The sequence below is a fragment of the Roseovarius sp. MMSF_3350 genome, assembly GCF_030733425.1.
Lineage (GTDB): Bacteria > Pseudomonadota > Alphaproteobacteria > Rhodobacterales > Rhodobacteraceae > Roseovarius.
On the sequence record NZ_JASHIZ010000004.1, the window covers coordinates 15,228 to 42,019 of the forward strand.

25 protein-coding genes are annotated in these 26,792 nt (G+C 64.9%); 15 read left to right on the top strand and 10 right to left on the bottom strand.

Annotated features, from left to right (window positions below; genetic code table 11):
• Positions 1–92: 92 nt before the first annotated feature.
• From RBB31_RS05605 to RBB31_RS05615, 3 genes are read left to right on the top strand one after another with little or no spacing between them, the layout of a single operon-like run.
• Complete coding sequence (locus tag RBB31_RS05605) at positions 93–1,310, top strand: ABC transporter substrate-binding protein (RefSeq protein ID WP_371931294.1); 1,218 nt, start codon at positions 93–95, stop codon at positions 1,308–1,310.
• A 53-nt stretch (positions 1,311–1,363) separates the two neighbouring features.
• A complete protein-coding gene (locus RBB31_RS05610) occupies positions 1,364–2,128 on the top strand; it encodes an ABC transporter ATP-binding protein (RefSeq protein ID WP_306128283.1) in 765 nt (254 codons plus the stop codon).
• Positions 2,121–2,849, top strand: a complete 729-nt coding sequence (locus RBB31_RS05615; protein ID WP_306128284.1) for an ABC transporter ATP-binding protein — start codon at positions 2,121–2,123, stop codon at positions 2,847–2,849. The genes RBB31_RS05610 and RBB31_RS05615 overlap by 8 nt, the downstream gene beginning before the upstream one ends.
• Before the next feature lie 6 nt (positions 2,850–2,855).
• Here RBB31_RS05615 and RBB31_RS05620 read toward each other — a convergent pair whose 3' ends face one another.
• Positions 2,856–3,707, bottom strand: coding sequence for an AraC family transcriptional regulator (locus tag RBB31_RS05620; protein ID WP_306128285.1), 852 nt, complete (start codon positions 3,705–3,707; stop codon positions 2,856–2,858).
• A gap of 102 nt (positions 3,708–3,809) precedes the next feature.
• Here RBB31_RS05620 and RBB31_RS05625 point away from each other — a divergent pair, with 102 nt between their 5' ends.
• Genes RBB31_RS05625 through RBB31_RS05645 form a run of 5 tightly spaced genes read left to right on the top strand, consistent with a single transcriptional unit; the run spans position 3,810 to position 8,179 of the window.
• A complete protein-coding gene (locus RBB31_RS05625; RefSeq protein ID WP_306128286.1) occupies positions 3,810–4,700 on the top strand; it encodes a branched-chain amino acid ABC transporter permease in 891 nt (296 codons plus the stop codon).
• Between the two features lies 1 nt (position 4,701).
• Positions 4,702–5,685, top strand: coding sequence for a branched-chain amino acid ABC transporter permease (locus RBB31_RS05630; protein WP_306128287.1), 984 nt, complete (start codon positions 4,702–4,704; stop codon positions 5,683–5,685).
• The gene (locus tag RBB31_RS05635) at positions 5,672–6,505 is read left to right on the top strand and encodes a phosphoenolpyruvate hydrolase family protein (protein ID WP_306128288.1); all 834 of its coding nucleotides are present in this window, start codon (positions 5,672–5,674) and stop codon (positions 6,503–6,505) included. The genes RBB31_RS05630 and RBB31_RS05635 overlap by 14 nt, the downstream gene beginning before the upstream one ends.
• Positions 6,506–6,524: 19 nt before the next feature.
• A complete protein-coding gene (locus RBB31_RS05640) occupies positions 6,525–6,974 on the top strand; it encodes an SRPBCC family protein (protein ID WP_306128289.1) in 450 nt (149 codons plus the stop codon).
• Positions 6,971–8,179 (top strand): Tm-1-like ATP-binding domain-containing protein, encoded by a 1,209-nt coding sequence (locus RBB31_RS05645; RefSeq protein ID WP_306128290.1) that lies wholly within the window; start codon positions 6,971–6,973, stop codon positions 8,177–8,179. Before RBB31_RS05640 ends, RBB31_RS05645 begins: the two co-directional genes overlap by 4 nt.
• A gap of 64 nt (positions 8,180–8,243) precedes the next feature.
• Here the strand turns inward: RBB31_RS05645 and RBB31_RS05650 are convergent, their stop codons facing one another.
• Complete coding sequence (locus RBB31_RS05650) at positions 8,244–8,867, bottom strand: TetR family transcriptional regulator C-terminal domain-containing protein (protein ID WP_306128291.1); 624 nt, start codon at positions 8,865–8,867, stop codon at positions 8,244–8,246.
• Positions 8,868–9,012: 145 nt separating this feature from the next.
• On the opposite strand from RBB31_RS05650, the gene RBB31_RS05655 reads away from it, so the two are divergent.
• Genes RBB31_RS05655 through RBB31_RS05670 form a run of 4 tightly spaced genes read left to right on the top strand, consistent with a single transcriptional unit; the run spans position 9,013 to position 14,783 of the window.
• On the top strand, positions 9,013–10,647 hold the full coding sequence (locus RBB31_RS05655) for an NAD(P)/FAD-dependent oxidoreductase (protein ID WP_306128292.1): 1,635 nt from the start codon (positions 9,013–9,015) through the stop codon (positions 10,645–10,647).
• Complete coding sequence (locus RBB31_RS05660) at positions 10,644–12,188, top strand: NAD(P)/FAD-dependent oxidoreductase (protein ID WP_306128293.1); 1,545 nt, start codon at positions 10,644–10,646, stop codon at positions 12,186–12,188. The genes RBB31_RS05655 and RBB31_RS05660 overlap by 4 nt, the downstream gene beginning before the upstream one ends.
• The gene (locus RBB31_RS05665; RefSeq protein WP_306128294.1) at positions 12,185–13,372 is read left to right on the top strand and encodes an aminomethyltransferase family protein; all 1,188 of its coding nucleotides are present in this window, start codon (positions 12,185–12,187) and stop codon (positions 13,370–13,372) included. Before RBB31_RS05660 ends, RBB31_RS05665 begins: the two co-directional genes overlap by 4 nt.
• 19 nt (positions 13,373–13,391) lie before the next feature.
• Positions 13,392–14,783, top strand: coding sequence for an aminotransferase (locus tag RBB31_RS05670; protein WP_306128296.1), 1,392 nt, complete (start codon positions 13,392–13,394; stop codon positions 14,781–14,783).
• Here RBB31_RS05670 and RBB31_RS05675 read toward each other — a convergent pair.
• Positions 14,775–16,799: an FAD-dependent oxidoreductase gene (locus RBB31_RS05675; RefSeq protein WP_306128297.1), complete on the bottom strand. Its 2,025-nt coding sequence runs from the start codon at positions 16,797–16,799 to the stop codon at positions 14,775–14,777. The two genes, RBB31_RS05670 and RBB31_RS05675, sit on opposite strands and share 9 nt — an antisense overlap.
• Positions 16,800–16,950: 151 nt before the next feature.
• Between RBB31_RS05675 and RBB31_RS05680 the strand changes: the two genes are divergently transcribed.
• Positions 16,951–18,015 (top strand): extracellular solute-binding protein, encoded by a 1,065-nt coding sequence (locus tag RBB31_RS05680; protein WP_306128298.1) that lies wholly within the window; start codon positions 16,951–16,953, stop codon positions 18,013–18,015.
• A gap of 80 nt (positions 18,016–18,095) precedes the next feature.
• On the opposite strand, the gene RBB31_RS05685 is transcribed toward RBB31_RS05680, so the two are convergent.
• The 7 genes from RBB31_RS05685 to RBB31_RS05715 form a co-directional block, all read right to left on the bottom strand.
• Positions 18,096–18,872, bottom strand: coding sequence for a methyltransferase domain-containing protein (locus tag RBB31_RS05685; RefSeq protein ID WP_306128299.1), 777 nt, complete (start codon positions 18,870–18,872; stop codon positions 18,096–18,098).
• Entirely contained in the window at positions 18,869–20,074 is a 1,206-nt protein-coding gene (locus RBB31_RS05690) for an aromatic ring-hydroxylating dioxygenase subunit alpha (protein ID WP_306128300.1), read from the bottom strand. The genes RBB31_RS05685 and RBB31_RS05690 overlap by 4 nt, the downstream gene beginning before the upstream one ends.
• Positions 20,075–20,078: 4 nt before the next feature.
• The gene (locus RBB31_RS05695; RefSeq protein WP_306128301.1) at positions 20,079–21,182 is read right to left on the bottom strand and encodes an ABC transporter ATP-binding protein; all 1,104 of its coding nucleotides are present in this window, start codon (positions 21,180–21,182) and stop codon (positions 20,079–20,081) included.
• 21 nt (positions 21,183–21,203) lie between these two features.
• Entirely contained in the window at positions 21,204–22,019 is an 816-nt protein-coding gene (locus RBB31_RS05700) for an ABC transporter permease (protein WP_306128302.1), read from the bottom strand.
• Positions 22,016–22,882, bottom strand: coding sequence for an ABC transporter permease (locus RBB31_RS05705; protein ID WP_306128303.1), 867 nt, complete (start codon positions 22,880–22,882; stop codon positions 22,016–22,018). Before RBB31_RS05705 ends, RBB31_RS05700 begins: the two co-directional genes overlap by 4 nt.
• 34 nt (positions 22,883–22,916) lie before the next feature.
• The gene (locus RBB31_RS05710) at positions 22,917–24,131 is read right to left on the bottom strand and encodes an SRPBCC family protein (protein ID WP_306128304.1); all 1,215 of its coding nucleotides are present in this window, start codon (positions 24,129–24,131) and stop codon (positions 22,917–22,919) included.
• A 163-nt stretch (positions 24,132–24,294) separates the two neighbouring features.
• Complete coding sequence (locus RBB31_RS05715; RefSeq protein WP_306128305.1) at positions 24,295–25,086, bottom strand: molybdate ABC transporter substrate-binding protein; 792 nt, start codon at positions 25,084–25,086, stop codon at positions 24,295–24,297.
• Between the two features lie 250 nt (positions 25,087–25,336).
• On the opposite strand from RBB31_RS05715, the gene RBB31_RS05720 reads away from it, so the two are divergent.
• A complete protein-coding gene (locus tag RBB31_RS05720) occupies positions 25,337–26,035 on the top strand; it encodes an ABC transporter permease (protein ID WP_306128306.1) in 699 nt (232 codons plus the stop codon).
• Positions 26,028–26,783, top strand: a complete 756-nt coding sequence (locus RBB31_RS05725; protein ID WP_306128307.1) for an ATP-binding cassette domain-containing protein — start codon at positions 26,028–26,030, stop codon at positions 26,781–26,783. The genes RBB31_RS05720 and RBB31_RS05725 overlap by 8 nt, the downstream gene beginning before the upstream one ends.
• Positions 26,784–26,792: the final 9 nt, after the last annotated feature.

Consider the following 26,792-nt stretch of genomic DNA (forward strand, 5'->3'; position numbering starts at 1 on the left):
GGAATGCACATGGTGACTGGCCCACGAGACGGTAACATGGTGGAAAATACTACGGGACCGATACGAGATTCTAACCTGAGGAGGAGGAAAGAATGCGTGGAATGATTGGGCGTCTGATGGCGTCATGTGCCTGTGTCACCGCCGCTGCGGCGGCGCAGGCCGAAGTTTCGGACGATGTCGTCCGGATCGGTGTGCTTACTGACATGAGCGGCATTTACAGCGATCTTGCGGGGGAGGGCGCGGTCGAGGCCGTGCGCATGGCAGCCGAGGACTTCGGCGGCGAAGTTCTTGGCGCGCCGATCGAGGTGATCTTCTCGGACCACCTCAACCAGGCCGACACCGCGGCTGCCAAGGCGCGCGAGTGGTTCGACGTCGAGGGCGTCGACATGATCAACGACCTGTCCAACTCCGGCGCGGCCTTGGCCGTGGCGGCGGTGGCCAAGGAGGCCGAGCGCCACATCATCGTGAACGGCGCCTCGAACATCGGCATCACCAATGACGTGTGTTCGCCCTACGCCATCCACTACGCCTATGACGCCTATTCCCTGGCCCATGGCACCGGCAAGGCCGTCGTCGAGGACGGCGGGCTGACCTGGTTTTTCCTGACTGTCGATTTCGCCTTCGGCATCGGCCTGGAAGAGCAGGTGACCGAGGTGGTCGAGAACGCCGGCGGCGAGGTGCTGGGCTCGGCCCGTCACCCGCTCTCGGCCAGCGACTTCTCGTCCTACATGCTGCAGGCGCAGTCCTCGGGGGCGGAGATCATCGGCATCGCCTCGACGGGCGGTGACGCGGTCAACGCGATCAACGCCGCCGCCGAATTCGGCCTGACCCAGAACCAGACACTCGCCGCCTTGCTGTTGTGGCTCAACGACGTGCACTCCATCGGGCTGGAAGCGGCGCAGGGTCTGATGCTGACCAACGCCTGGTACTGGGACATGAACGAGGAATCGCGCGAGTTCGCACAACGGTACTTCGACCGTGTCGGCTCGATGCCCAACATGAGCCAGGCCGCGAACTATTCGTCCACCATGCACTATCTGCGCGCGATCGAGAAGGCCGGCACCGACGAGTCAGGCGCCGTGTCCGAGGCGATGCGGTCCATGCCGATCAACGACTTCTTCGCCAAGGACGGCTACATCCGCGAAGACGGCCGGATGATGCACGACATGTACCTGTGGCAGGTCAAGACGCCGGACGAGGCCGAGGGCGAATGGGATTACCTCAAGGCAGTGTCCACCATCCCGGCCGAAGAAGCGTTCCGCCCTCTGGACCAGAGCACGTGTTACCTTGTGACGGGTGACAACGGCTGATAGCTCTGGGCATTGCGCGGCCCCGCATCGCCCCACGTTCCTGCGAGACATCCATGACCGCCCCCACGACCGCCAACGTGCTGGAAGCCCAAGGGCTCACCAAGAGCTTCGGTGCCTTCAAGGCCGTGGACGGCGTCGATCTCGCGCTTCGCAGGGGGAGCATCCACGCCCTGATCGGCCCCAATGGCGCGGGCAAGACCACCTGCTTCAATCTTCTGACCAAGTTTTTGACGCCCAGTTCGGGCGCAATCCGGTTCAACGGTCGCGACATCACCTCGCTCGACCCTGGCTCCATCGCGCGTCTGGGTATGGTGCGGTCTTTCCAGATCTCGGCAGTCTTCAACAGCATGACGGCGCTCGAGAACGTCATGCTGGCATTGCAACGCCAACGCGGCGAATCCTACGACTTCTGGACCCGCAAATCCGCCCTTCGGGTAAACCGCGACACGGCGATGGAGCACCTCGACAGCGTCGGAATCCAGCACCTGGCCGAGGTCGCTGCCGGGGACCTGTCCTATGGCCATCGCCGGGCGCTGGAGATCGCCACGACCCTCGCGCTGGAACCCGAAGTGATCTTGCTGGACGAGCCGACCGCCGGCATGGGGATCGAGGACGTGGACCGTATCACACGGCTGATCCACGATGCCGCCCGGGGCCGCTCGGTCCTGATGGTCGAACACAATCTCGGCATCGTCTCCGAGATTTGCGACGAGGTCACCGTGCTGGCCCGGGGCCGGGTCCTGGCCCAGGGCGACTATGCCAGCGTTGCCGCGAACCAGGATGTGATCGAGGCTTACCTGGGGGGCACCCATGTCTGAAGCGCAGGCAGAAACCACCACACGGACCGTTCTGGACATTTCGAACCTGCAGGCCTGGTACGGGCCCAGCCAGGCGCTGTACGACATCACCTTGGATGTCCGCGCCGGCGAACTGGTGACCATGCTCGGCCGTAACGGCGCGGGAAAAACCACGACCCTGCGCTCCATTGTCGGCATGGTCTCCCGCCGGGCCGGTTCGATCGTCATCAACGGGACCGACACCTCGGCGCTGCCGTCGCACCGGATCGCCCGCACCGGCGTCGCCTTCTGTCCCGAGGACCGGGGCATCTACGCCAGCCTCACCGCCGAGGAAAACCTCGTCCTGCCGGCCATCGTGGCCGAGGGCGGGATGAGCGTGGCAGAGATCCTGACGCTGTTCCCCGGTCTCAAGGACCGGATGAGCAGCCCGGGCACCAAGCTGTCGGGCGGCGAACAGCAGATGCTCGCCATCGGGCGCATCCTGCGGACCGGCGCGCGCCTTCTGCTGCTGGACGAACCGACCGAGGGGCTGGCTCCCGTCGTGGTCCGGCAGATCGGCGCCGCCATCGCGGATCTCAAGGCGCGGGGCTATACCATCCTGATGGTGGAACAGAACGTGCGCTTCGCCTCCACCGTGGCGGACCGGCACTATGTCATAGACCGTGGCCACGTGGCAGAGACCTTCGACAACGCCACGCTGCTGGCCGACTTCGACCGGATCAGCGCGCAGCTCAGCGCCTGAGCCGCTTCAGGCGCCCTTGGCCTCCGGCGGCTTTCGCCCGCGCTGAAACCGCGAGGGCCGGAAGCCGGTCATTCGCTTGAACGTATTCGAAAAGGCGAAGGGGTTCTGATATCCGACCTCGAAGGCCACGTCCTCCACTCGCCGGTCGGTCGTGGCCAGCACTTGCGCGGCCTGCTGCACCCGCAGGTAGGTCAATTGCTGCATCGGGCTGCGGCCCAGCCGGGTCTGGCACAGACGGCGCAGGTGCTCTCCGCTGATGCCGGCGATGGCGGCCAGTTGGTCAAGCGTCCAGGAGTGGCCCAGGTCCGCCGTGACTTCGGCCCACAGCCTGCTGAGCCGTTCCTCGTTGCGCAGCGGCTCGGTGTAGCGTTTCACGTAATGCTCGATCAGGTCGATCCAGAGGGCCGTCGCCGCGATGTCACCGCCGCTGTTCACCTCGTGGTACAGCCCCAGGATCGCATCCGACAGCGGCTTGGGATCCACCCGGCTGACCAGCGGCGTCATCCCCTCGATGGCTGACCGGGGGGACTGCGGCATGTAGCGGACCCAGCAATATTGCCACCGCTTGCCCGGTACCGCGTGAAAGGCGTGCAGCACGTGGGCCGGTGCGAGGGTCACCATCCCCGCGCGGTGCGGTCGCCAGCGACCGTCCAGCAGCATCCGCCCCTCGCCGCCCAGACAGGCGTGCAGGTATGCCCCGCTGAGGTTCGTGCGCACCACCCGGTAGGGCGGCGCGGCATCGCCCACGCCCACATGCGACAACAGCCGCCGGGCCAGCAGCGGACAGTCTTCGGCGCGGACGATCCGCTGATGCGTGTCCTCGCCTACGATGTGGGTTTCGGATAGTTTATCGTGCATGGTGACCATTGTTTCGGCCTTTGGCGCGACAGTAAAGTGGGTAACAGTAAAAGTACGGCGCGCCGGGTCGCGCTGCCCAAGGGTGGCCGAGTGGGAGGGCCGATGATCGAGATTTTCGGGGTGCCGCTTGTCGCACTGACTGGGCAGATCATGCTCGGCATCGTCAACGGTGCCTTCTATGCTGTCCTGAGCCTCGGCCTCGCCATCATCTTCGGAATCGTGAAGGTCGTGAATTTCGCACACGGCGCGTTTTTCATGATGGGCGCGTTCCTGTCGTTCCTGCTGCTCGACACCTTGGGAATCGGCTATTGGGGCGCGATCTTCATCGTGCCGCTCATCGTGGGCGTGCTGGGCGTCGTCGCCGAAAGGCTCCTGCTGCGCCGCATCTACGGGCTCGATCCGATCTACGGCCTGCTTCTGACCTTCGGTATGGTGCTGGTGATCGAGGGCGGCTTCACGGTTGCCTTCGGCTCGTCCGGCCAGATCTATACCGCGCCCGACCAGTTGCGCGGCGCGGTGAATCTCGGTTTCATGTTCATGCCGATATACCGGCTGTTCGTGATCGGCGCGGCGGTGGCGATCTGCGTCGCGACGTGGCTGGTGATCGAACGGACCTCCATGGGCGCAAAGCTGCGCGCGGCAACCGAACGGCCGCACCTGACGCAGTCCTTCGGGATCAACGTGCCGCTGCTGATGACCCTGACCTATGGCGCAGGCGTGGCGCTGGCCGCGCTCGCCGGGGTCCTGGCGGCACCGATCCAGAATGTCAGCCCGTCGATGGGCTCGGAACTGGTGATCATCGTCTTCGCCATCGTCGTGATCGGCGGGCTGGGCTCGGTCTCGGGCGCGGCGATCACCGGGCTGATGCTGGGCGTGATCGAGGGGCTGACCAAGGTGTTCTACTCCGAGGCCTCCACCATCATCGTCTTTCTCATCATGGCAATCGTCCTGCTGGTCCGGCCTGCCGGCCTCTTTGGCCGGGAGGAGGGCTGAGATGAGCCGCGCGCTTTTCCTGGTGCTGGGCGCAGGTATTCTGCTGGCCCTGATCCTCGTGCCGTTCTATCCGCAGGTGATCTATCCTGTCTTCGTGATGCGGGTCCTGTGCCTGGCGCTCTTTGCCTGCGCATTCAATATCCTTCTGGGGCACACCGGCATCCTCTCCTTCGGCCACGCGGCGTTTTTCGGCAGCGCCGCCTACTTCTGCGGCTACATGCTCAAGGAACAGGGCCTTCCGCCGGAGATCGGCCTGCTGACCGGGGTCGCCAGCGCGGCGGTGATGGGCGCGATCTTCGGCGCGCTGGCGACGCGGCGATCGGGGATCTACCTGGCCATGATCACGCTTGCGCTGTCGCAACTGGTCTATTTCCTGTTCCTGCGACTGCCCTGGACCCATGCCGAGGACGGGATGCAGCAGATCCCGCGCGGGGTGCTTCTGGGCGTGCTCGACCTGCAAAACGATCTGACGCTCTACTTCGTGGTGATGGTTCTGACGCTGGCCGGGCTGGCCCTTGTCCACCGTATCGTGCACTCGCCCTTCGGCGAGGTGCTGCGCGCGATCCGCGAACACGAACCACGGGCGAAATCGCTCGGCTTTCCGGTCGCGCGGTACAAGATCCTCGCCTTCACTCTCTCTGCCGCGCTGGCGGGTCTGGCCGGGTCTCTCAAGGCGATCATCTACCAGGTCGCCTCGCTGCGCGACGTGCACTGGAGCATGTCCGGCGACGTGATCCTGATGACGCTGCTGGGCGGCATGAACTCGGTTCTCGGTCCGGCGCTCGGCGCGGCGCTCATCTCTTCGCTCTACCATTATTTCGACGCGCTGGGGGGATGGGTCACCATCATGGTCGGAGGGATCTTCATCGGCTGCGTCCTGCTGTTCCGCAGGGGGATCGTGGGCGAACTCCACGCAGTGCTCTCCGAGCGCCGCGACGCCAAGGCTTCACATGACGAAAAGGAAAACGAGAATGCCACGAATTGACCGCTCCAAGATTTTGGAGCGCCTGAACAGGCAGATCGCGGACGGGGTGCCCATCGTGGGCGGCGGCGCGGGCACAGGCATTTCGGCCAAAAGCGAAGAGGCCGGCGGGATCGACCTGATCATCGTCTACAATTCCGGCCGCTACCGCATGGCGGGCCGGGCCTCTTCTGCGGGGCTGCTGGCCTATGGCAACGCCAACGAGATCGTCAAGGAAATGGCGCTCGAGGTGCTGCCCGTCTGCAAGACGACACCGGTGATCGCGGGCGTCAACGGCACCGATCCCTTCGTCATCATGCCCAAGTTCCTGCGCGAGCTGAAGGAACTGGGCTTTTCCGGCGTACAGAACTTTCCGACCGTCGGCATCATCGACGGCACCTTCCGTGTCAGCCTGGAGGAGACGGGCATCAACTACGCCTCCGAGGTGGACATGGTCCGTCAGGCGCGCGAGATCGACCTGCTGACGACACCCTACGTCTTCGACCCGGATCAGGCGACAGACATGGCCAAGGCCGGCGCGGACATCATCGTGCCGCACATGGGCGTGACCACCGGCGGCACCATCGGCGCCACCACGTCGAAATCGCTCGAGGACTCGGTGCGCCTGATCGACGAATGCGCCGAGGCCGCCAGAAAGGTCCGCAAGGACATCATCATCATCGCCCATGGCGGCCCGATCGCCACCCCCGATGACGTGTCCTTCGTTCTCGAGCATAGTGAACATTGCAACGGCTTTTATGGCGCGTCCAGCGTCGAGCGTTTGCCGGTCGAGACCGCGATCAAGTCGAATATCGAGGCGTTCAAAGCGCTGAAACTGAAATAGGTCATCAAGGGAGGAGACCATGGCGAGAGTTTACATCAGCGCCGTCATCGACGCGCCGATCGAAAAGGCATGGGCCGTGCTGCGCGATTTCAACGCGCTGCCGCGCTATCACCGCTTCTTCAGCAAAAGCGAAATCGAGGACGGTCTGCCGTCCGACAAGATCGGCTGCGTGCGCAACTTTTACACCCATGACGGCGGCCATATCCGCGAGCAGCTGCTGACCCTGTCCGACCGCGAATACCGTTGCTGCTATTGCATTCTCGAGGCCACGCTGCCGGTACGCAACTACGTCTCGGAAATGACCCTGAAACCAATCACCGAGGGCGGCCGGACCTTCGGCGAATGGTGGGCCGAATACGAGGTGGACGACGCCGACGCGGCCGAGGTGCACCAGACCGTTTCCGACACGTTCCGCTTTGCCTTCGAGGGCACCGAGGACGTGATCCACGGGCGCGAGGTCCGGCGGTGACAGCCGCCCGCGTCTACGTCGTCGGCACCTTCGACACCAAGGCCGAGGAGTTGGCCTATGTCGCCGGGATTATCCGCGAAACGGGCATGGCCGTCACGACCGTCGATGTCGGTACCACGGCCACCCCCGCCGCTGCCGATATTCCCGCCGCCGACGTTGCCGCGCACCATCCCGATGGCGCTTCGCGCATCTTCGAGGCCGGGGACCGGGGCAGGGCGGTCATCGCCATGTCCGAGGCGCTGACCCGCTTCGTGGCGACCCGCTCAGATATCGCCGGCATCATCGGGCTGGGCGGCTCGGGCGGCACCTCGCTCATCACACCGGCGATGCGCGCGCTGCCTCTGGGGCTGCCCAAGCTGATGGTGTCGACTGTCGCTTCCGGTGACACATCCGGCTATGTCGGCGTCTCGGACCTGACGATGATGTTCCCGGTGACCGATATCGCCGGGCTGAACACGGTCTCGCGGCGCATTCTGGCAAACGCGGCGCAGGCCATCGCCGGCATGGCCGCAGGCAACCACGCCGACACGACCGGCGACACGCGTCCTGCGCTCGCCTTGTCAATGTTCGGCGTGACGACGAAAGCCGTCCGGCAGCTTCGCGCACGGCTGGATAACGAGTTCGACTGCATCGTGTTTCATGCCAACGGCGCGGGCGGCCGGGCACTGGAGGCCATCGGCGACAGTGGCATGGTCACGGCCATCGTCGATGTCACCACCACCGAGGTCGCGGATCACCTGATGGGCGGCATATGCTCGGCGGGACCCGAGCGCTTTGACGTGCTGGCGCGGACCGGCATTCCGTGGATCGGGTCCTGCGGCGCGCTCGACATGGTGAACTTCGGCCCGCGCGAGACGGTGCCGGACCGGTATGAAGGCCGGCAGTTCTTTGTCCACAATGCCAACATCACCCTCATGCGGACGACCCCGGACGAGAACGCGGAAATGGCGCGGTGGCTGGCGGCCAAGCTGAACGCCTCGCCCGGGCCGGTGGATCTCGTGCTGCCGCTGGGCGGTGTTTCCGCGCTCGACGCACCGGACGAGGCCTTCTGGAATCCGCAGGCGGACGAAGCCCTGTTCGAGACGCTGGAGGCGGCGTTCGACGTGTCGGAGACCCATCAGCTCCACCGGCTCGACGCCCATATCAACGACGCGGTCTTCGCCGATTTCGTCGAGTGTCTCGTACGCGATCGCCGGAACGGCTGATCTCTGTAGGACGCTCACATAAGATTCTTCGCGCGGGGCACTGCCGGGCCTGGCAGTAGACAGGTCAGATCAATGCGTCGATCATGGCGCGGGTCGATTCGAGACAGTCCGCAGGCGTCATCCGGTTGGGCTGAAGGTGCAGGTTCTGCCAGAAGCCGTCGGTCAGCGTGTCGATCCATTGAGCCACTTGATTGACCTCTTCCTCCCGCGCATCGGTCATCAACTCACCGCAGACTTCGCGTATCGCGGCAACCCTGTCGCGGTCGAACTCTCGGCAGATCTCGGCATATTGCGGCACGAAGGTCTGTTCGCCCCAGAAGGCGAACCACAGCGAGAGCGATTCCGGGGAACAGACATCGGGTGAGAAATCCGCCGCGATCAGCGCCATCAGGCGGTCCCTGGGGTCAGGGCCCGCACGCTCGAGCGCGGCGCGCCATGTATCGTCGTAAAACTCGTAATGCGCGCGCAGGGTTTCGACCAGCAAGCCGTTCTTGGACTTGAAGTAAAACACCGCCACGCCCTGCGACAGGCCGGCCTCTGCCGCGACGGTGGCAAGTGTCGTCCTGGCCAGCCCGTGCTCGATGATCGAGCGGCGCGTCGCCTCCAATAACTGCCGCCGGCGCTTGTCCGCGTTCGCCTTGCGCTCCTTGCGTGGCTTGGCCGAGCTTTTGGTCGTTTCTTCAGTCAAATCCCATTCCTCCGCAGGGTGCTGCCGTTTTTTCCATACCAGCACCACATTGTCATTCTAATTGTTTTTGTTTGAGCGCTCAAAAAAACTTTACGAGAAATCGCCGCTTCGCTAAGACTCATTGCGAAGCTCAGGGAGACGGCGCATGACCGTGCAGACATACGACGCGATCATCGTCGGGGCGGGCCATAACGGGCTGACCACGGGGTGTTATCTTGCGAAGGCCGGCCTGAAGACGCTGATCGTGGAAAAGAACGACTGGATCGGCGGCGCGGCGGTCAGCCGCTCGCTGCATGAGGGCTGGACCTATTCCAACTGTTCCTATGTCTGTTCGCTGCTGCGGCGCGAGATCGTGCGCGACCTTGAGTTGCCGCGCTTCGGCTTGCAGGTGATCCCTTACGAGGGCGGGGCGACCTTTACCCGCGACAACGACTATTTCGCGTACATGTCGGATCACAATGCGCTGGAGCGTGAGATCGCGCGCCACAGCCCGCGCGATGTCGACGCCTATGCGCGGTTCTCGCAAACCGTGATGCGCCAGTGCCGGTTCATCCGGCCTTTCCTGTTGCGCAACGCGCCCGATCCCACTTCGCTGCATCCCCGCGACCTTGGCGAACTGGCGTTCCTGGTCAAGCAGGCGCATGGGCTGGGCGCCAAGGAACTGGGCGAGACGATCCGGTTCTGGACCATGTCCATCGGCGATTTCCTCGACGAACATTTCGAAAGCGACCTGATCAAGGCGCACCTAGCCGGCTCCGGCATCATCGGCACCGGGCTGGGCGTCTATTCGCCGGGCACGGCTTATGTCCTTTTGCATCACTACATGGGCGACGTGGACGGGGCGATCGGGGCCTGGGGCTTTGCCCGTGGCGGCATGGGGGCGATTTCCCGCGCGCTCGGGCTGGCGTTCGAGGAGGCGGGCGGCACGATCCGAACCGGCTCGGGCCTCGACAGTTTCCGCGTCAGGGACGGCAAGGTCATCGGCGTGGCGCTTGAGAATGGCGACACCTTCGATGCGCCTATCGTGGCATCGAACATGGACGTAAAACGCACCTTCCTGCACCATGTCGACCCGGCCGATGTGCCCGAGGATTTCACGAAAGCCGTAAAACGATTCAAGATCCGCGGCTCCTCGGCCAAGCTGAACATCGCGCTGGACCGAATGCCCGAGTTTCCCGCCGCCCCCGAGGGCGCGCCGTTCCTGCGCGGAGACCTGCATTGCTCGACCTCGCTGGCCGAGCTCGAGCGCGGATACGACGACTGGAAGGACGGGCGCTGGTCGGCCGAGCCCTATTTCGACATGCTGATCCCCAGCCAGATCGACCCGACGATGGCCCCGCCGGGCAAGCACATGATGACCGTCTTCGTGCAGTATGCCCCGTACGATTTAAAGGTCGACGGCGTGCGCTCGGGCCGGAACTGGAACGACACGACCCGTGCCGCGCTGGCGAACTGCGTCTATGACAAGATGGAACAGGCGATGCCGGACATCCGCCAGCGGATCGTGCACGCCGAGGTCCGCACGCCTCTGGATATCGAATCCGAGGTAGGCCTGACCGAGGGCAACATCTTTCAGGGCGAACTCACCTTCGACCAGCTGTTGTTCAACCGGCCCGTGCCGGGCTACTCGGATTATTCCACGCCGATCGAGGGCCTGTTCATGGTCGGCTCGTCCAGCCATCCGGGCGGCGGTGTCATGGCCGCCCCGGGAGCAAACGCCGCGCGCGAGATCCTGCGCCGGGCGGGCAAGGGGCGCGCGATGCCGAAGGTCGCGGCATGAGCGCCCGGTTCGACGTGATCGTGATCGGCGCGGGGCATAATGGCCTGACCGCGGCCACCGTGCTGGCGCGCAAGGGCAAGCGGGTCTGCGTGGTCGAGAAGGCCGCGCAGGCGGGCGGCATGGCACGTATGACAGACTTTGGCGGCGGAGCGACCGGCCCCGAGATCGCGCATCTGCTCTACAACCTCAGCCCCGCGGTCGCGAAAGACACAGGCGTGGCCTTTGACGCGCAGCCGTTGCCGACGATCGCGCTGTCGCCCGACGGATTCCATGCCGAAATACGCGGTGGTACCTTGCGCCGCGCCGAGGGAACCCTGCATCCCGATGCCTCGGCCTTCGAGGCGCTGGACGCGCGGCTGGTGCGTTTCGCCGCGCTGCTGGGTCAGCTGTCCGACAAGCCACCGCCCACTATCGCCGAAGGTCTCGCCAGCATGGCCAGCCTGCGTGATCTCGGCGGGCTGGCGAAGCTGGGTCTGAACCTCAAGCGTCTGGGCCGCGACGACATGCGGGAGTTCCTGCGGATCGTGCTGTCCAACGCCTATGACTTGCTGCTGGACGAGTTGCCCGACGGCCCCGTCGCCGGGGCGCTGGCCGCCGACGCGGTGCGCGGTGCGTTCAGCGGCCCGCGGGCTCCGGGGTCCGTGTTTACCTTGATGTACCGGATGGGGCAGGGCTGCGACGCGGCCTGGCCCATGGGCGGCTTCGGCGCGTTCGAGGGCGCGGCCACCGGTGCGGGCGCGACCCTGCGATGCGGCACCGGCGTGGCCTCCGTCGACGTCGAGGGCGACCGCGTGCAGGGCGTGACGCTGGAGGACGGCACGGTCTTGCAGGCCGGCGCGGTGCTGTCCAGTCTCGGGGCAGAGGCGACGATGCAACTGGCCGGACCCGCGCATTTCGACATCGAGGCCACCCGCCGCCTGCGCAACATGCGCACCAAGGGAACGGCGGCGAAGCTGAACCTTGTCCTGAGCGATGTGCCGGACATGCCGGGGCTGAGCGACGCGCAAAAGGCCGGGCGGCTGATCGTGGCACCTTCGGCGGCTCATGTCGAACGCGCCTTCGATCCGGTGAAATACGGCCGGGCCTCCGACGCGCCGGTGATCGAGGCGGTGATGCCGTCGCTGACCGACCCATCGCTTTGCGGCCAGGGTCGGCAGGTCCTGTCGGCCATCGTCAGCTACGTGCCCTTCGCCCCCGAGGGCGGATGGACCCCTGCCGTCCGCGACGACCTGACCGCCAGGGCAATCGACACGCTAGAGACCTACATGCCCGGCCTGTCCGGCCTGATCATCCACCAGACACTTTTGACGCCCGACGACATCGCGGCGGCCACGGGGGCGCCGGGGGGGCATTGGCACCATGGCGAGATGGGCATCGACCAGGTGCTGACCGTCCGGCCGGTGAACGGTCTGTCGCGCTATGCTTTCGGGATCGGGGGGTACTATCTCTGCGGCGCCTCGGCCCATCCGGGCGGGAACGTCACCGGATCGCCCGGGCGCAACGCCGCGCGACGGCTGCTGACAGACGGAATACCGGCATGACCCAAAGACCCGCCAGCACCGTGCCCATCGGCCTGATCCCCGGACCTTTCCATGACCGGCTCGACGCGCTGAGCCATGCGCGGGGATGGATGGATTGGGCCGGCTACATGTCGCCCACCGTACTCGACACGGCCGAGTTCGAATATTTCGCGATCCGCAACCAGGCGACGCTGTTCGACATCTCGCCCATGCACAAGTACCGCGTCACCGGCCCGGAGGCGCCGGCGATGATCAACCGCGTCGTCACGCGCGACGTGCGGCGGATCGGCGAAGGACGGGTCGGCTACGCGCTGTGGTGCGACGAAGAGGGGATGCTGATCGACGACGGCACGCTCTTCCGCATCTCGGACACGGAGTTCCGCCTGTGCTGCCAGGAACGCATGTTCGGCTGGCTTCTCGACGCCGCCGACGGCTTCGACGTTGCGGTGACCGACGAAAGCGACACGGTCGCGGGCCTCTCGCTTCAGGGGCCCACATCCTTTTCCGTTCTGAAAGACGCCGGGCTCGACGTGGCTGACATGAAACCTTTCGACCTGCGCGAGGTGGAACCGGACCTCTGGATTTCACGCACCGGGTTCACCGGGGACCTGGGCTATGAACTCTGGATGCCGTGGGAGGCCGCGCTGGCGCTCTGGGACAGGCTGTGGGCCGCGGGCGGTCACTGGGGCCTGCGGGCAATCGGCTATGACGCCCTGCATATCGCACGGATCGAGGCGGGCTTCATGGCCGCGGGCATGGATTTCCAGCCGGTGCACGCCGCCTTGCGCCTGCACCGCGGGCGGACACCCTTCGAACTGGGCTTCGGGCGGATGGTAGATTTCGACAAGGGCCATTTCAACGGCCGCCGCGCGCTGCTGTCCCACCGCGACTACGGCGCGCGCACGCACCTGGTGAAGCTCGATATCGGCGGTTTCAAACCCGCGCAGGACGCGCTGATCTACCACCGCAAGCGGCGCGAGGTCGGGCACGTGACCTCGGGCGTCTGGTCTCCCACGGCCAAGCGCAACATCGCCCTGGCAGAGTTGAAGGCCCCCTTCGGAGACAGCAAGACCAGCGATCTCTGGGCCGAGATCTATGTCAACGAGGAGGGGCGCTGGAACCGCCGCATGGTGCCCGTTACCGTTGAATCCAAACCGTTTTTCATCAATGACCGCGCCCGCGCGACACCGCCCGGGGCGTTTTGATGACCAAGGAGAGCACGACATGACAACGCTTCCCCGCGACATGACCAACGGACCCTCGCCGGACCTTCTGAACGAATGGGACCGCAACCATCAGCTTCACCCCTGGGCGGCGATGGATGCCTGGCAGGAGAGCGACTATCATCCGATCGAAAGCGCCGAGGGCATCTATCTGTGGGATGCCGACGGAAAGCGCTATATCGACGGGCCGGGCGGGATGTGGTGTGTCCAGATCGGATATGGCCGCAAGGAGATGGCCGCGGCGATTGCCGAACAGGTTATGCGGCTGCCTTACACCTCGCCCTGGACCACCACGACCGATCCCTCGACGATCCTCGCCAAGAAGATCGCCGATCTGGCACCGGGTGATCTCAACAACGTGTTCTTCACCACCGGCGGTTCCACCGCCGTCGATACCGCCCTGCGCACCATGCACTTCATGAACAATGCGCTGGGGCGGCCCGACAAGAAAATCGTCATCGCCCGTGAAAAGGGCTATCACGGCTCGACGTACCTCGCCTCGACCGTCACCGGCAAGGAACGCGACAAGAGCCGTTTCGACGTGGAAAAACGCCTTGTACGCTTCCTGCCCGACATCAACCCCTATGTGCGCCCCGAGGGCATGAGCGTCGAGGCGTGGTGCGATGCCAAGGTCGCCGACCTTGAAAACATGATCCGGGAGGTGGGACCGGAGAAGGTGGGCGCGTTCATCGCCGAGCCGATCCTGTGTTCGGGTGGAGTCATCGTCCCGCCCGAGGGCTATCACAGGCGCACGCTGGAGATCTGCCGCAAGCACGATATCCTCTACATCTCGGACGAGGTCGTCACTGCGTTCGGCCGGCTGGGTCACTGGTTCGCGTCCGAAGACGTGTTCGGCATCACCCCCGACATCATCACCTGCGCCAAGGGACTGACCTCGGGCTACCTGCCGCTCGGGGCCTGCATCATCTCCGACAGCGTGATGGAACGGATGACCGGGCCGGACGAGAACGTGCTCTTCTCGAACGGCTACACCTACTCGGCGCATCCGGTCTGCTGTGTCGCCGCGCTGAAGAATATCGAGATCATGGAGGAAGAGCGCATTCTCGAACATACCCGCGAAATCACACCGCATTTCCAATCCCGTCTGCGCGCGCTGGAGAAGTTCCCCATCGTCGGGGACCTGCGCGGCATGGGCCTGCTGGGCTGTATCGAGGGGCGGCCGGATACGCCCGGCACATCGCTGGCGGCAGAGCGCAAGCTGGGCGCGCTGCTGGACGAGGCCTGCGACAAGCGCGGTTTGTTGGTGCGGCCGCTGATCAACATGGCCGTGTTCTCTCCGCCGCTGGTGATTACCGAGGCGCAGGTGGACGAGATGTTCGACCTGCTGGAGGACGCGCTGGAGGACGTGACCGCGCAGATGGCCTCAGACTGAGGTTTCGCGCCGTCCGTAGCGGGCGGCAAGGTCCACGTCCTCGCCCAGTTCCATCGCCACGCGGTGCCCGGAATAGACTGCCGCGGCGATTAACCCCGGCGCTTCGGCATCACCGATCAGGGTGACGCTTTGCAGGCCGTGATCGGTGGATCTGACGGCATCGTAAAGCGCCCGGTCGGGAATACGCCGCGTCACGGGCAGAACGGCGTCGCAGGCCAGTTCCACATCCTCGCCGCCAAAGAGGCATGTCAGCCGTGCGCTGCCGTCCTCCACATGCGTCAGGATCCGGTTCGTCACGATCCGCACGCCCGCGGCGACCAGCGCGCTGTTCGAGGCATATTGTTCCTGCGTGAAGGTGCCCCACTCGCAAGCCCGCCCGGCCGGGGTGACAAGCGTCACGTCATGGCCCGCCTTGCGCAGGGCCAGTGCCAGAACCGAGCCGTGGTAATAGTGGTCGTCGTCGTAGATCGCGATATGCTGCGCATCCACGGACCGGCCCGCCAGAACATCGTTCGCGCTGACGATCATGTCCGGGTCCACCGTTACAAGGCCGCCGGGGCTGTTGCGCCCGATGGTGTCCTCGGCCCATCGCGCGCCGGTGGCCACGATCAGGTGGTCGATGGACATCTCCTCCAGATCCTCCGGCGCGATCCGGCTCTCGGGATAAAGGCTCACGGTCTCCATTTTCTCGATCTGTCCCAGCCGCCAGTCGCGCACCCGCGCCCATTCCGACAGGCCGGGCAGGGACGCTTCCAGCGTCACGCGACCGCCCATCTCGCGCTTGGCCTCGGCCAGCATCACCTCGTGCCCGCGCGCCCCCAGCGCCCGCGCCGCCTCCAGCCCCGCCGGACCGCCGCCGACGACCAGAATCCGTGCAGGCCAAGGGGCAGGGGGCAGGCGTTCGGGGTGCCAGCCCATCCTCCATTCCTCGCCCATCGTGGGGTTCTGGGTGCAGCGGATCGGCACGCCCTGACTGTCATGGGCGTAACAGATGTTGCAGCCGATGCATTCGCGGATCTCGGCACTGCGCCCCTCGCGGATCTTCACCGGCAGAAACGGATCGGCGATAGAGGGGCGCGCGGCTCCGATCATGTCCTGCGTCCCGTCGCGGATCACCCGCGCCATCATGTCGGGATCGGTGAACCGCCCTACGGCCACCACGGGGCGGCTGGTCATCGCCTTGGCCCGCGCGACGCTGGCTGTCAGGGCGCCCTGTTTCACGAACCGCGAATTGCTCATCTCGACGTCATAGTCGGGCACCGTCAGGTCCCAAAGGTCGGGCAGGTCGGCCAGCAGACCGAAGGCGTCGTAGCTTTCCGCGTCCTCCAGACCCACGCTGAACCGGCAGGCCACCGCGGCGCGCCCCGCCACGGCTTCCCGGGTCTCTTCGATCAATTCGCGCACCAGCCGCACGCGGTTTTCCAGGGTTCCGCCATACTGGTCCGTACGGGTGTTGGGGGCCGCATCCAGGAACTGCGCCAGCAAATAGCCATGGGTCGCATAGACATAGACGATGTCGAACCCGGCCTCGACGGCGCGCAGCGCGGCGTCCCGATGCCATCGCCGTAGGTCCGTGATATCCGACAGGTCCATGGGCCGGGTCTGACCGGGCTGCACCTCGCGATCGTCGATCTGTGGCAGGCTGCGCAGGCCCAGGGGCGGTAGCCGCGTGGCATGGTTCACGATCATCCCGCCGCCATGCCAAAGCTCCACTCCCGCCAGCGCCCCGTGCGCATGAACCGCATCGGTCATCAGGCGATGGGCGCGGACATCGCTGTCGTCCCACAGCGCGCAATAGGCGAAGTAATCGTTGTCCGACGTGGGATGAATCGAGCAATACTCGGTGTTCACCACGCCCCAGCCGCCCTCGGCCTTCATGCCGCGCATTTCCGCAAGCATCCGCGGCCGGCGCCACCCCATGCCGCTGCAATGCGGCACTTGGTAGAACCGATTTGGCGCGGTCACGGGGCCAAGCTGCACCGGCTCGAACAGGATATCGTGGGTCGGATCGCGCATATTTCGTTCGAACTCCCGCATTTCTGCCTCAACATTATTTGAGCGCTCAAATAAATGTTGTGTCAACCGCCTTTCCCCCTTAGCCTTTGCAGTCAGAGGCCTGCCGCATCCACGCCGGACGGGCCGGCACGATATAAACAGGGAGAAATGGATGACCACTTCACGACTGAAGTTTGCCGCACTCGCCGGAGCCGCCGCGCTGATGACATCGACAGCAATGGCGCAGGATTCCGAGCTGACCGTATTCGACTGGGCCGGGTACGAGGATCCCGCTTTCTACACCGCCTATACCGAGGAACACGGCGCGCCTCCGACCTTCGCCTTCTTCGGCGACGAGGAAGAGGCGTTCCAGAAACTGCGCTCGGGCTTCAAGGCCGATGCCGCGCACCCCTGTTCCCAGTCGGTGCCCAAGTGGATGGAAGCGGGCCTGCTGGAGCCGCTGGATACCTCCCGCATCGACCGCTGGGATGACCTCAACGAGGAATTCCGCGAGATCGAAGCCTACAAGAAGGACGGCGAGTACTATTTCGTCCCGATGGACTGGGGCAACACGGCGCTCACCTACAACACCGAGAAGCTGACCGAGGAACAGGTCAGTTCGCTGGAGATCTTCGCCGACCCGTCGATGCAGGGCAAGGTGTCGGTCGGCGACAACGTCGATGACGCCTACGCGCTCGGCTTTCTCGCCGTCGGCGTGCAGGACTGGACCACCGCCACCGACGAGGATTTCCAGAAGGCGTCCGACTTCCTGCGCAAGGTGCACCAGAACGTATTGTCCTACTGGGACAGCTCGTCGTCGCTGGCGCAGCTGATGCAGTCGGGCCAGGTCGAACTCGCCTGGGCCTGGAACGAGACCTCCTCGACCATGAGCGGCGAAGGCCATCCCATCGCGATAAAACGCGACACCGAGGAGGGCGCGTCAAGCTGGGTCTGCGGCTACGTCAAGCTGAAGGACGGGCCGGGGTCGGACGACAAGTTCTACGATTTCATCAATGCGTGGCTGGAGCCTGAAACCGCCGACTACATCGTCACCGCGTGGGGCTACGGCCACTCCAACGCCGCGGAGATGGCACAAATGGACCAGGAGATGCTCAAGTCGGTCGGGCTCGACAGCAACGAGTCGCTGCGCGCGAACACGCTCTGGCAGGCACCTCCGGGAGCGGAAATGCGTGAGAAGATGATCGCGGAATTCGAGAACATCAAGGCCGGGTTCTGAGCGAAAGTCATACCGAAAAAGAGACCGCCGCAGCCAAACGGGTGCGGCGGTTTTCTTTTCTTTGGGCAGAAGCCGCGAGGTCAGCCGGGCTTTTGCGCCAGCAGGTGATGCGGGCAATGCTCGCCGGTTTCCAGGACCTTGATCATCGCACCCCATGTCTCGATCGACGACGCGATCAGGTCCGCGCCATGCGCCTTTTCCCAAGCGGGCCGCTCCTGGCCGGTGAACCGGGCCAGCTCGTCCCGCGCGACCTCCAGATACCACTTGTTGCGGTTGGTCAGCGCGATGTGCTGGAACCCTGCCTTGGTCAACGCCTTTTCGTACCGCGACGGAGAGGCCATGGCGAAATCCAGATCTTCCAGCGCGATATAGGTCGCCATCTCGGGCGAGGGCGCGTCGTCGTGCGACATCAGCCAATCGGAGGCGGCGAACCAGCCGCCGGGTTTGAGGATGCGAAAGACGTCGGCGGCCAGCGCCTCCTTGTCCGGAATGTGGATGATCGAATCCTTGGAGAACACGACGTCGAAGGTCGCGTCGTCAAAGGGCAGGGGGCCCGGCGTGACGAGTTCGATCGCGATCCGCTCACCCAGTCCCGCCGCCTCGACCCGCCGCCTTGCGGCCGCGCAGACGGGCGCCTCGACGTCGATGCCGGTGACATGCGCGGCGTCGTGGTCGCGCACCAGGGAAATGGCGATGGCGCCGGACCCGCTGCCGATATCCAGCATCCGGGCACCCGCCACGGGCGCGTGCTCGACCACGCGCGCCACCTCCTCCGGCCCACCCGGAGACAGATAGCCCTCGCCCCACAAAGCCTCGAGCAGCGCGATATGGCGGTCGTCGTAATTCAGATCGGTCATGTCCTGGCCTCGTTGCGTCGCAGGGTGGTCTGGTAGGCGTCGATGAAGCGCGCGACGTAGCGTTCCATCGGCACCAGCGGGCCGGGCACGTAGTGGCGCGACGCCACGCCGCGCGCGTTATCCTCGACGATGCGCTTGTCGGCCTTGGTGGTCACGTCCCACAGCCATGTCAGGCGTCCCACTTCATAGTCGCGCCCCGCTTCGGCATCGGCATGGACCAGCCAGATGATCTCCTGCGCGCAGGTGTCCGCGTCGATCGGCAGAAACCGGTACAGCACCGCGTGATCGCAATAAAGCAGCATCGGGTTGAGAAAGCCCACATAGGCATCCGACGCGCCACCATCATGGCCGGTGATCCGCCCCAGCAGGGGCGCCACCGGCGTGCCGTCCTCGCTCCCGGTCAGGAACCCGTCGTAGAGGGCATAGCGGTTGTAGGCATAATCCTCCCCGGGTGCGGGGGCGTTTTTCCCCACGCGGTCGATGAAATCCGTCGGCACGTTGCAGGCCGCCGACCGCGCCGCCATCGCGTCGTTCAACGGGGTGATGCGCTCGTCCGACAAATGCACGACGTGGCTGCGCGAAAATTCCGGATGCGCCGGGGTGCAGTGGTAGCACTCGTTGTAGTTCTCCAGCAGCAGCTTCCAGTTTGCCGCAACGGGATAGGTCTCGCGGTGCGCGATCTTGGTATTCGCAAGATCGAACGGGGCCAGACAGGGCGTCAGCCCCTTCCGCATCGGCGCGAAATCCGGCGGGTCGTCTGCCAGCGAGACGTATATCAGCCCTTCCAGAATCTCGACCGCGACGGGAAATAGCCCGAGCGCGTCCTTGTCGTGATGCTCTTCCAGCATCCGCGCGCTGAAAAGGCTGCCGTCGAGGTTGAACACCCACGCATGATAGGGGCAGGTCAGACGCCGCACGTTTCCCCGCGGCTCGATGCACAGGCGCGAGCCCCGGTGCCGGCAGACATTGGCAAAGGCCCGCACGTCACCCGCGTTGTCACGGCACAGGATCACGCTGTCCTTCAGAATGTCGAAAAGAATGTAGTCGCCGGGCTGCGGTAGTTCAGAGACGTGCCCCGCAAGCATCCATTCGCGTCCGAAAATCGCGCGACGGTCCGCCTCGAAGACGGCCGCGGAGGTGTAGAACGCCTGCGCCATCGCATGGCCGTCCCGCTGAGTATCGATCAGGTCTGAAACGGACATCGGATCACTCCTCGAACACGACGATCGACTCGGCCCCCCAGCCGACCGTGACCGGGCTGCCGGGCGGCACCACCGACCGCCCCGCGGTGTTGCGCATCGAGATGCTCAAGGGCTCTTCCCGGCCGGGCAGGCGCACCTTGTAGTAGGTCATGTCGCCGTAATACTCGGTATCGACCACCTCGCCCTCGACCTTGTTCTGCGACCAGTCGTTCTGATCGAAGAGCACCGTCAGCATCTCGGGCCGCACGCCGACGGTGTCGATGCTGTCCGAGGCAATGTCCGGGTCGAGTGTGTCGCGCGGCAACTCGACCTTGCCCAGTGCGTCGATATCCAGCGTCAGATGCGTGTCCGTTTGCGCCGTCACCCGGGCAGACAGGAAATTCATCACCCCGATGAAGGACGCCACCCGCCTGTTGACCGGGCGCCGATACAGACCCTCCGGCGTGTCGAGCTGTTCGATCTGACCATCGAACATCACCGCGATGCGGTCGGACATGATAAGCGCTTCTTCCTGATCATGGGTCACCAGGATGAAGGTGATGCCGATCGAACGCTGCAGGCTGCGCAGTTCCACCTGCATCTGGTCGCGCAGCTTCTTGTCCAGCGCCGACAAGGGCTCGTCCAGCAGGATCACCTTGGGTTTCATCACCAGTGCCCGGGCCAGCGCCACGCGTTGCCGCTGGCCGCCCGACAGCTCGTGCGCCTTGCGCTTGCCGTATCCCTCCATGTCGACCAGCGACAGCACCTCGGCCACCTCGCGGGCGATGTCCTTTTTCGGCATCTTCCGGGTCTTCAGACCGTAGCCCACGTTTTCCTCCACGTTCAGGTGGGGGAAAATGGCGTAGCTCTGGAACACCATGTTGGTGGGGCGGTCGTTGGCGGGAATGCTCTCCATGTTCTTGCCACCGATGGCGATGGTGCCGCTGGTGGTGGGCTCGAACCCCGCGATGGTGCGCAACAGGGTCGTCTTGCCGCAGCCCGACGGGCCGAGCAGGGAAAAGAACTCGCCCTCGCGGATATCGGCGGTGATCCCGTGCAACGCCGTGAAGCTGCCGAATTTCTTGACCACGTCGCGGATCGCGATCATCGGCGTCTTGTCGTCTTGCATGTCAGTCTTTCCGCTCATGGTTCAAACCCCGGCCAGGGTGGTGTCGACGCCCTGCCGCCTGGCGCTGCGCCGGCGCAACGCTTCGGCGGCGATCAGCAGCAGGACGGTGACCGCCAGCAGGATCGTGCCCAGCGCCATGACCGAGGGCAGCTTGGCCGGGAAACGCAGCTGGCTCCAGATATAGACGGGCAGGGTCACGTCCGTTCCGGTCAGGAAGAAGGCGATGATGAATTCGTCCAGGCTGATGGTGAAGGTGATCAGCAGGCTGGAGATCACCCCCGGCAGCACCAGCGGCAGCGTCACGCGCCGGAAGGTGCCCCAGCGCGATTCGCCCAGGTCGAACGACGCTTCCTCCAGCTCGCGATCGAGGCCGCGGAAGGCCGAACTGAGGATGGCGATGGAAAACGGCGTGCAGATCAGCACGTGCCCCGCCACCACCGTCCACAGCGACAGCGACATGCCCAGCTGGTTCAGCATCACCAGAAGCGCCACTGCCACGATGATCTCGGGCAGCACCAGGGGCAGCATGATCAGCCCGACGATCCCTGTCTTGCCGGGAAACATGAACCGGGCCGAGGCGCGCGCGGCGAAGGCGCCAAGAAGCGTGCTCAGCACCGCCGTGCTAAGCCCAACGATCATCGAATTTCCCAGCGCGGTGTGCAGCGTGTCGGTGTGCCACAATCCCACGAACCATTCGATGGTGAAGCCCGACAGGGGGAAGGCGATGATCGTCGAGGTGTTGAACGCGAAGAGCGGCAGCAGGATGACCGGCGCATAGAGAAAGATCATGTAGACCACGGCGTAGATCGTCAGCCACTTGACCGAGAACCATTTCATCGCACACGCCCTCCGAGTTTCTTGCCGGCAAAGAAGATGCCGGCGCTGATCATCCCGATCACCACCATCGCCGACACCGCCAGCGCCGCGCCCAGCGGCGCGTTGTTGGCCTTGCCGAACTGGATCTGGATCATGTTCGAGATCATCAACCCGTCGGTCCCGCCCACCAGTCGCGGCGTGATGAAATCGCCCACCGTCGGTATCAGCACGATCAGGGTCGAGGCCACGATGCCCGGCATCGCCAGGGGCAGCGTCACGCGGAAGAACCGTCGTACCGGCCCGTCGCCGAGGTCGGTCGCCGCCTCCAGCAGGGACCGATCGATCTTTTCCAGCGCCACGAAAATGGGCAGGATCGCAAAAGGCGCCCAGGCGTGGGCCAGGGTGATCACCACCGCGTTCAGGTTGTAAAGGATGAACGTCAGCGGCTCGTCGATGAACCCCAGGCCCATCAGCGTGGTGTTGAACACGCCGTTGTATCCCAGGATGACTTTCCACAAGAACACCCGCAGCAGGTAGCTTGTCCAGAACGGAACCGTGATCAGGAACAGCCACAGCGCCTTGCGCTTCTTGACGTGAAACGACAGGTAATAGGCGATGGGAAAGGCCAACAGCACCGTCACCACCGTCACGATCAGCGAGATCTTCAGCGAACGCCACATCAGCACCTGGTACAGCGGCTGGGTCCACGCCTCGCGGTAATTGTCCAGCGTCAGCGTCGTGTCGATCGTCAGGTAGTCCTGCGTCCAGAAGCTGAAGGTAACCACCATCAACAACGGGGCGGCCAGCATCACCAGCACATAGCCGAAGGTCGGGCTGATCAGCTTGAGGCCCTGTCCCGCCTCGCGGTCAAAGCGCCATGCCATCAGGATGCGCCTCGGCCGGAGGCGGGTCCGGTACTCATTCGGCGGCGACTTTCTGCGCCAGCAACTCGGCGTTGCGCGCGGCCACCGTGCCCTTGGGCGGCTCGTCCTCGTTCAGGACCGGGAACAGCTCGCGCAGGCAGTCGTGATAGCTGCGCACGGTGTTCTCAAGGTCCGACAGGATCACCCCGTCATAGCCGCTGGAAAACGCCGCTTCCCAGGACCAGCGCACCAGTTCCTCGTCCTCTTCCGAGGTCAGCCGGTCGATCCGGCTGCTGAGATAGCGCGACAGCCGCATCCGGCGGTCTTCCTTGCCCAGCCTGTAGGTCGTTCCGCGCTGCATGGTCTTGCCATACTCCACCGGGAATTCCTGGTAGAATTTGACACAATCGGGATAAATGCCAAGCACGCAATTGGGGAAGATGCCGATATAGAGCCAGGCCCTGGCATGGCTCTCGTCCAGCCCGGGCGGCGCCTGCAGGATCGAGGTATAGGCCCGTACGCTCCACAGGCGGTGGTTGGCCTCGCGGAACTCGGAATAGGACCGCGAGGCGCCGTCCTCGAAATCCTCGTCATAATAGTTGGACCCGAAAAGATCCTGCAGGCCGGGATGGGCCATCGGCACGTGATAGCCTTCGTTGTCCACGTCGCGGATGCATTTCCAGTTCACCTCAGCCACGTCGGCATAGAACCCTTCGCCCGAGGGCATCAGGCCTTCAAGATCGTACTGGTCGATCTCGTCGTCGAAGCGCGACAGCACCTCGGAAATCGCCGGTTGCGGGCCGGGGCGGAACCGCACGAAGACGAACCCCCGCCACAGGTCCAGCTCGATCGCCTTCAGGCCAAAGGCGACGGGGTCAAGCTCGGGCAGGGTGTCGGGCTGCGCCGCGCCGCGCAGCGTGCCGTCAAGGTTGTAGACCCAGCCGTGAAACGGGCAGATGATCGCGTTCTTGCAATTGCCCTGTTCCCCGGCGACCACGCGCGAACCGCGGTGCCGACACAGGTTGTGAAAGGCGCGCAACTCGCCATCCTTGCCACGGATCACCAGCGCGCGTTCGCCCACGCAGTCCAGCGTGACGAAATCGCCGGCCTCCGGCAGGTCGTTGGCGTGGCAGACAAGCTGCCAGTGCGACCGGAACAGCAGGTCCTTTTCCATCTCCAGCATCTCGGTGTTGAAATAGCTCCAGGCGGGCAGTCCCTTGCGGTCGTGGTCGTTGGGCAGATCTATGGCCTTGGTGGCAGGGGGCGTCATGGCAAACTCCGGGTTGAGGGGCTTGCCGGCACTCTAACAAGTTTTTTTGAGCGCTCAAATAAATTATTTCACGGGACGGCAGATACCGCCCCGTCGCCCGTCGGGCCCGGGGAAACGCGCGGTCGGATCCGGCAGGGTCGGGCCCCGGAACAGGGGCGTTTCCTCACTCTCCTGCCGGCACTGCGGCGGCGTCAAACCCATATTCCGCCAGAACCGCCTGGCCCGAGGGCGACAGGATATGCAGCGCCAGCTGCCATGCCTCGGGCGGGGCGCCGTCCAGCACGATCAGCCCGTAATAGGCCCCTACGGACAGGGCGTCGGGGATCTGCACGATCTGCAATTCGGGCACTTCTTTCCGGGCCAGAACGGCATTGGTGCAATAGGTCAGGAACAGGTCGGCCCGGCCGCTGTCCAGCACCCAGGCATAGGTGTTGCGCCCCTCGGGGGGCGCGGCGCTGTCCGGCCCGCCGGTCAGTTGCAGGGCCTTGGCCTTCAGCGCCTCGGCATGGCCGGACCTGTCGAACAACGCGAAGGCGTAGTCGCCGGACGGGTCGGCCTTGGGCGTGGACGTGCCAAGCCGGGTGTCGTCATCCAGCATGACTTCAAGCAGCGTTTCGGGTGTGACCTCTACCTCGGGCCGGGCCAGCGCACACAGGCGATTGCGCGCGAACAAGGCGACGGGCCCGCCATTGCCCGCGCTTTCCAGCGTGCGGGGATGGCGCATGTTGGCCGAGGCGAAGACATGCACCGTCTCGCCCGCCTCGATCCGTTCGCGCATCAGGCCGGAGGGGCCAAAGCTGGTCGCGACGGGCGTGCCATAGGTCTCGGCATAATCCGCTGCCACGTCCGATAGGGCGGCCTTCAGGCTGCCGGCCGCGTAAAGCGAAAGGTCCTGCGCCTGGGCCTGTGTCATCGCAAGGCCAAGGGCGGCGGCGGTCAGGAATGCGTGTCGCATGGGGTCTTCCAATCTCTGGTTCGTGTAAGTCAGGTGTTCGGGGTCAAAAGAGCGCGGCAGCGCGGAAATCCGGGATGCGCGCGCAGGTCTGCGGAAATTTTGCAATTATCCGCCAAGGTTCGCGCCGGGTTCCGTCGTCTCCGCATCGCTTTGATGTGCTTTTTCTCATCGTCGGGCTTGAACAGTCGCTGTTGGATCGCATACTGTGCCGGGCAAGGGAAGATTTGCAATAAGGGAAATTTTGCAGTCCATGACAGACGCTTTCGGCCTCGCGTTTGACCTCGTCCTGTCGGGCGATGCGGACCTTATCGAGATCGTGCTGTTGTCGCTGCGTGTCAGTCTGACCGCGACGGCGCTGGCCTGCCTGATCGGCCTGCCCATCGGGGCGCTGGTCGCCATCGGGCGATTCCCCGGTCGCAACGCGGTGCTGATCGTGATGAACGCGCTGATAGGCCTGCCGCCGGTGGTGGTGGGCTTGCTGGTCTACCTGCACTTGTCGCGCTCCGGCCCCCTGGGGTTTCTCGGGCTCCTTTACACTCCGACCGCGATGATCATCGCCCAAACCATCCTGATCGCACCCATCGTCGCGGCCCTGTCGCGGCAGGTGCTTGAAGACCTGCACGCGGAATACGCCGAACAGTTCCGCTCGCTCTGCCTGACGAAGTTGCAAACCGTTCAGGCGCTTCTTTGGGATGCGCGCTATTCCCTGCTGACGGTGGGGCTGGCCGGTTTCGGCCGCGCTGTGGCCGAGGTGGGCGCGGTCATCATCGTCGGCGGCAATATCGACCACCTGACGCGGGTCATGACCACGGCCATCGCACTGGAAACCTCGAAGGGCGACCTCGCTCTGGCGCTGGCGCTCGGCATCATCCTCCTGGTCATCGCCCTGGGCGTCAACGCGGCGGTTCAATCGGTCCGCATGACAGCGGCGCGGCAAGCATATGTCTGACGCGGCGCTTCCTCTCACCCGCGATATGGCCCCGCCCGCACGACCCGCGGCCATCCTGCCCCTGGCGGTGCGCGACCTCGGTCTGCGCTTTGGCAGGACGACGGTTCTGGAGGGGGTGAATTTCGATCTGCAACCGGCGGGCTGCACCATGGTCATGGGGCCGAACGGCGCGGGCAAGAGCTTGCTGCTGAAGCTGCTGCACGGGCTGATCCCCCCGACATCGGGCACCATCGACTGGCGCGGACAGGGCGCGCCCGACGTGACCGCACGGCAGGCGCTGGTCTTTCAAAAGCCGGTCCTGCTGCGTCGGTCCGTGGCCGCCAACGTAGATTTCGTCCTCAAGGTGCGCGGCAAGGACCGCACGCGTGGCACCGCACTTCTCGAGCATGTGGGCCTGGCCCACAAGGCCGACCAGCCCGCCCGCCTGCTTTCGGGCGGCGAGGCGCAGCGCCTGGCGCTGGCCCGGGCGCTCGCGGCGGACCCCGAGGTGCTGTTCCTCGACGAGCCCACCGCCAGCCTCGACCCGGCCTCTGTGCTGGCCATCGAAGAGATCGTCAGGGATGCCAGCACCCGCGGCGTGCGCATCGTCTTCGTCACCCATGACATGGGACAGGCACGGCGCATGGCCGACGACATCCTGTTTCTCAGCGGCGGCGGCATCGCGGAACACAGCCGCGCCGCCGATTTCTTTCCAAAGCCGCAAAGCCAGGCGGCGCGGGATTACCTGAACGGCAGACTCGTCGTCTGAAAGACTTCA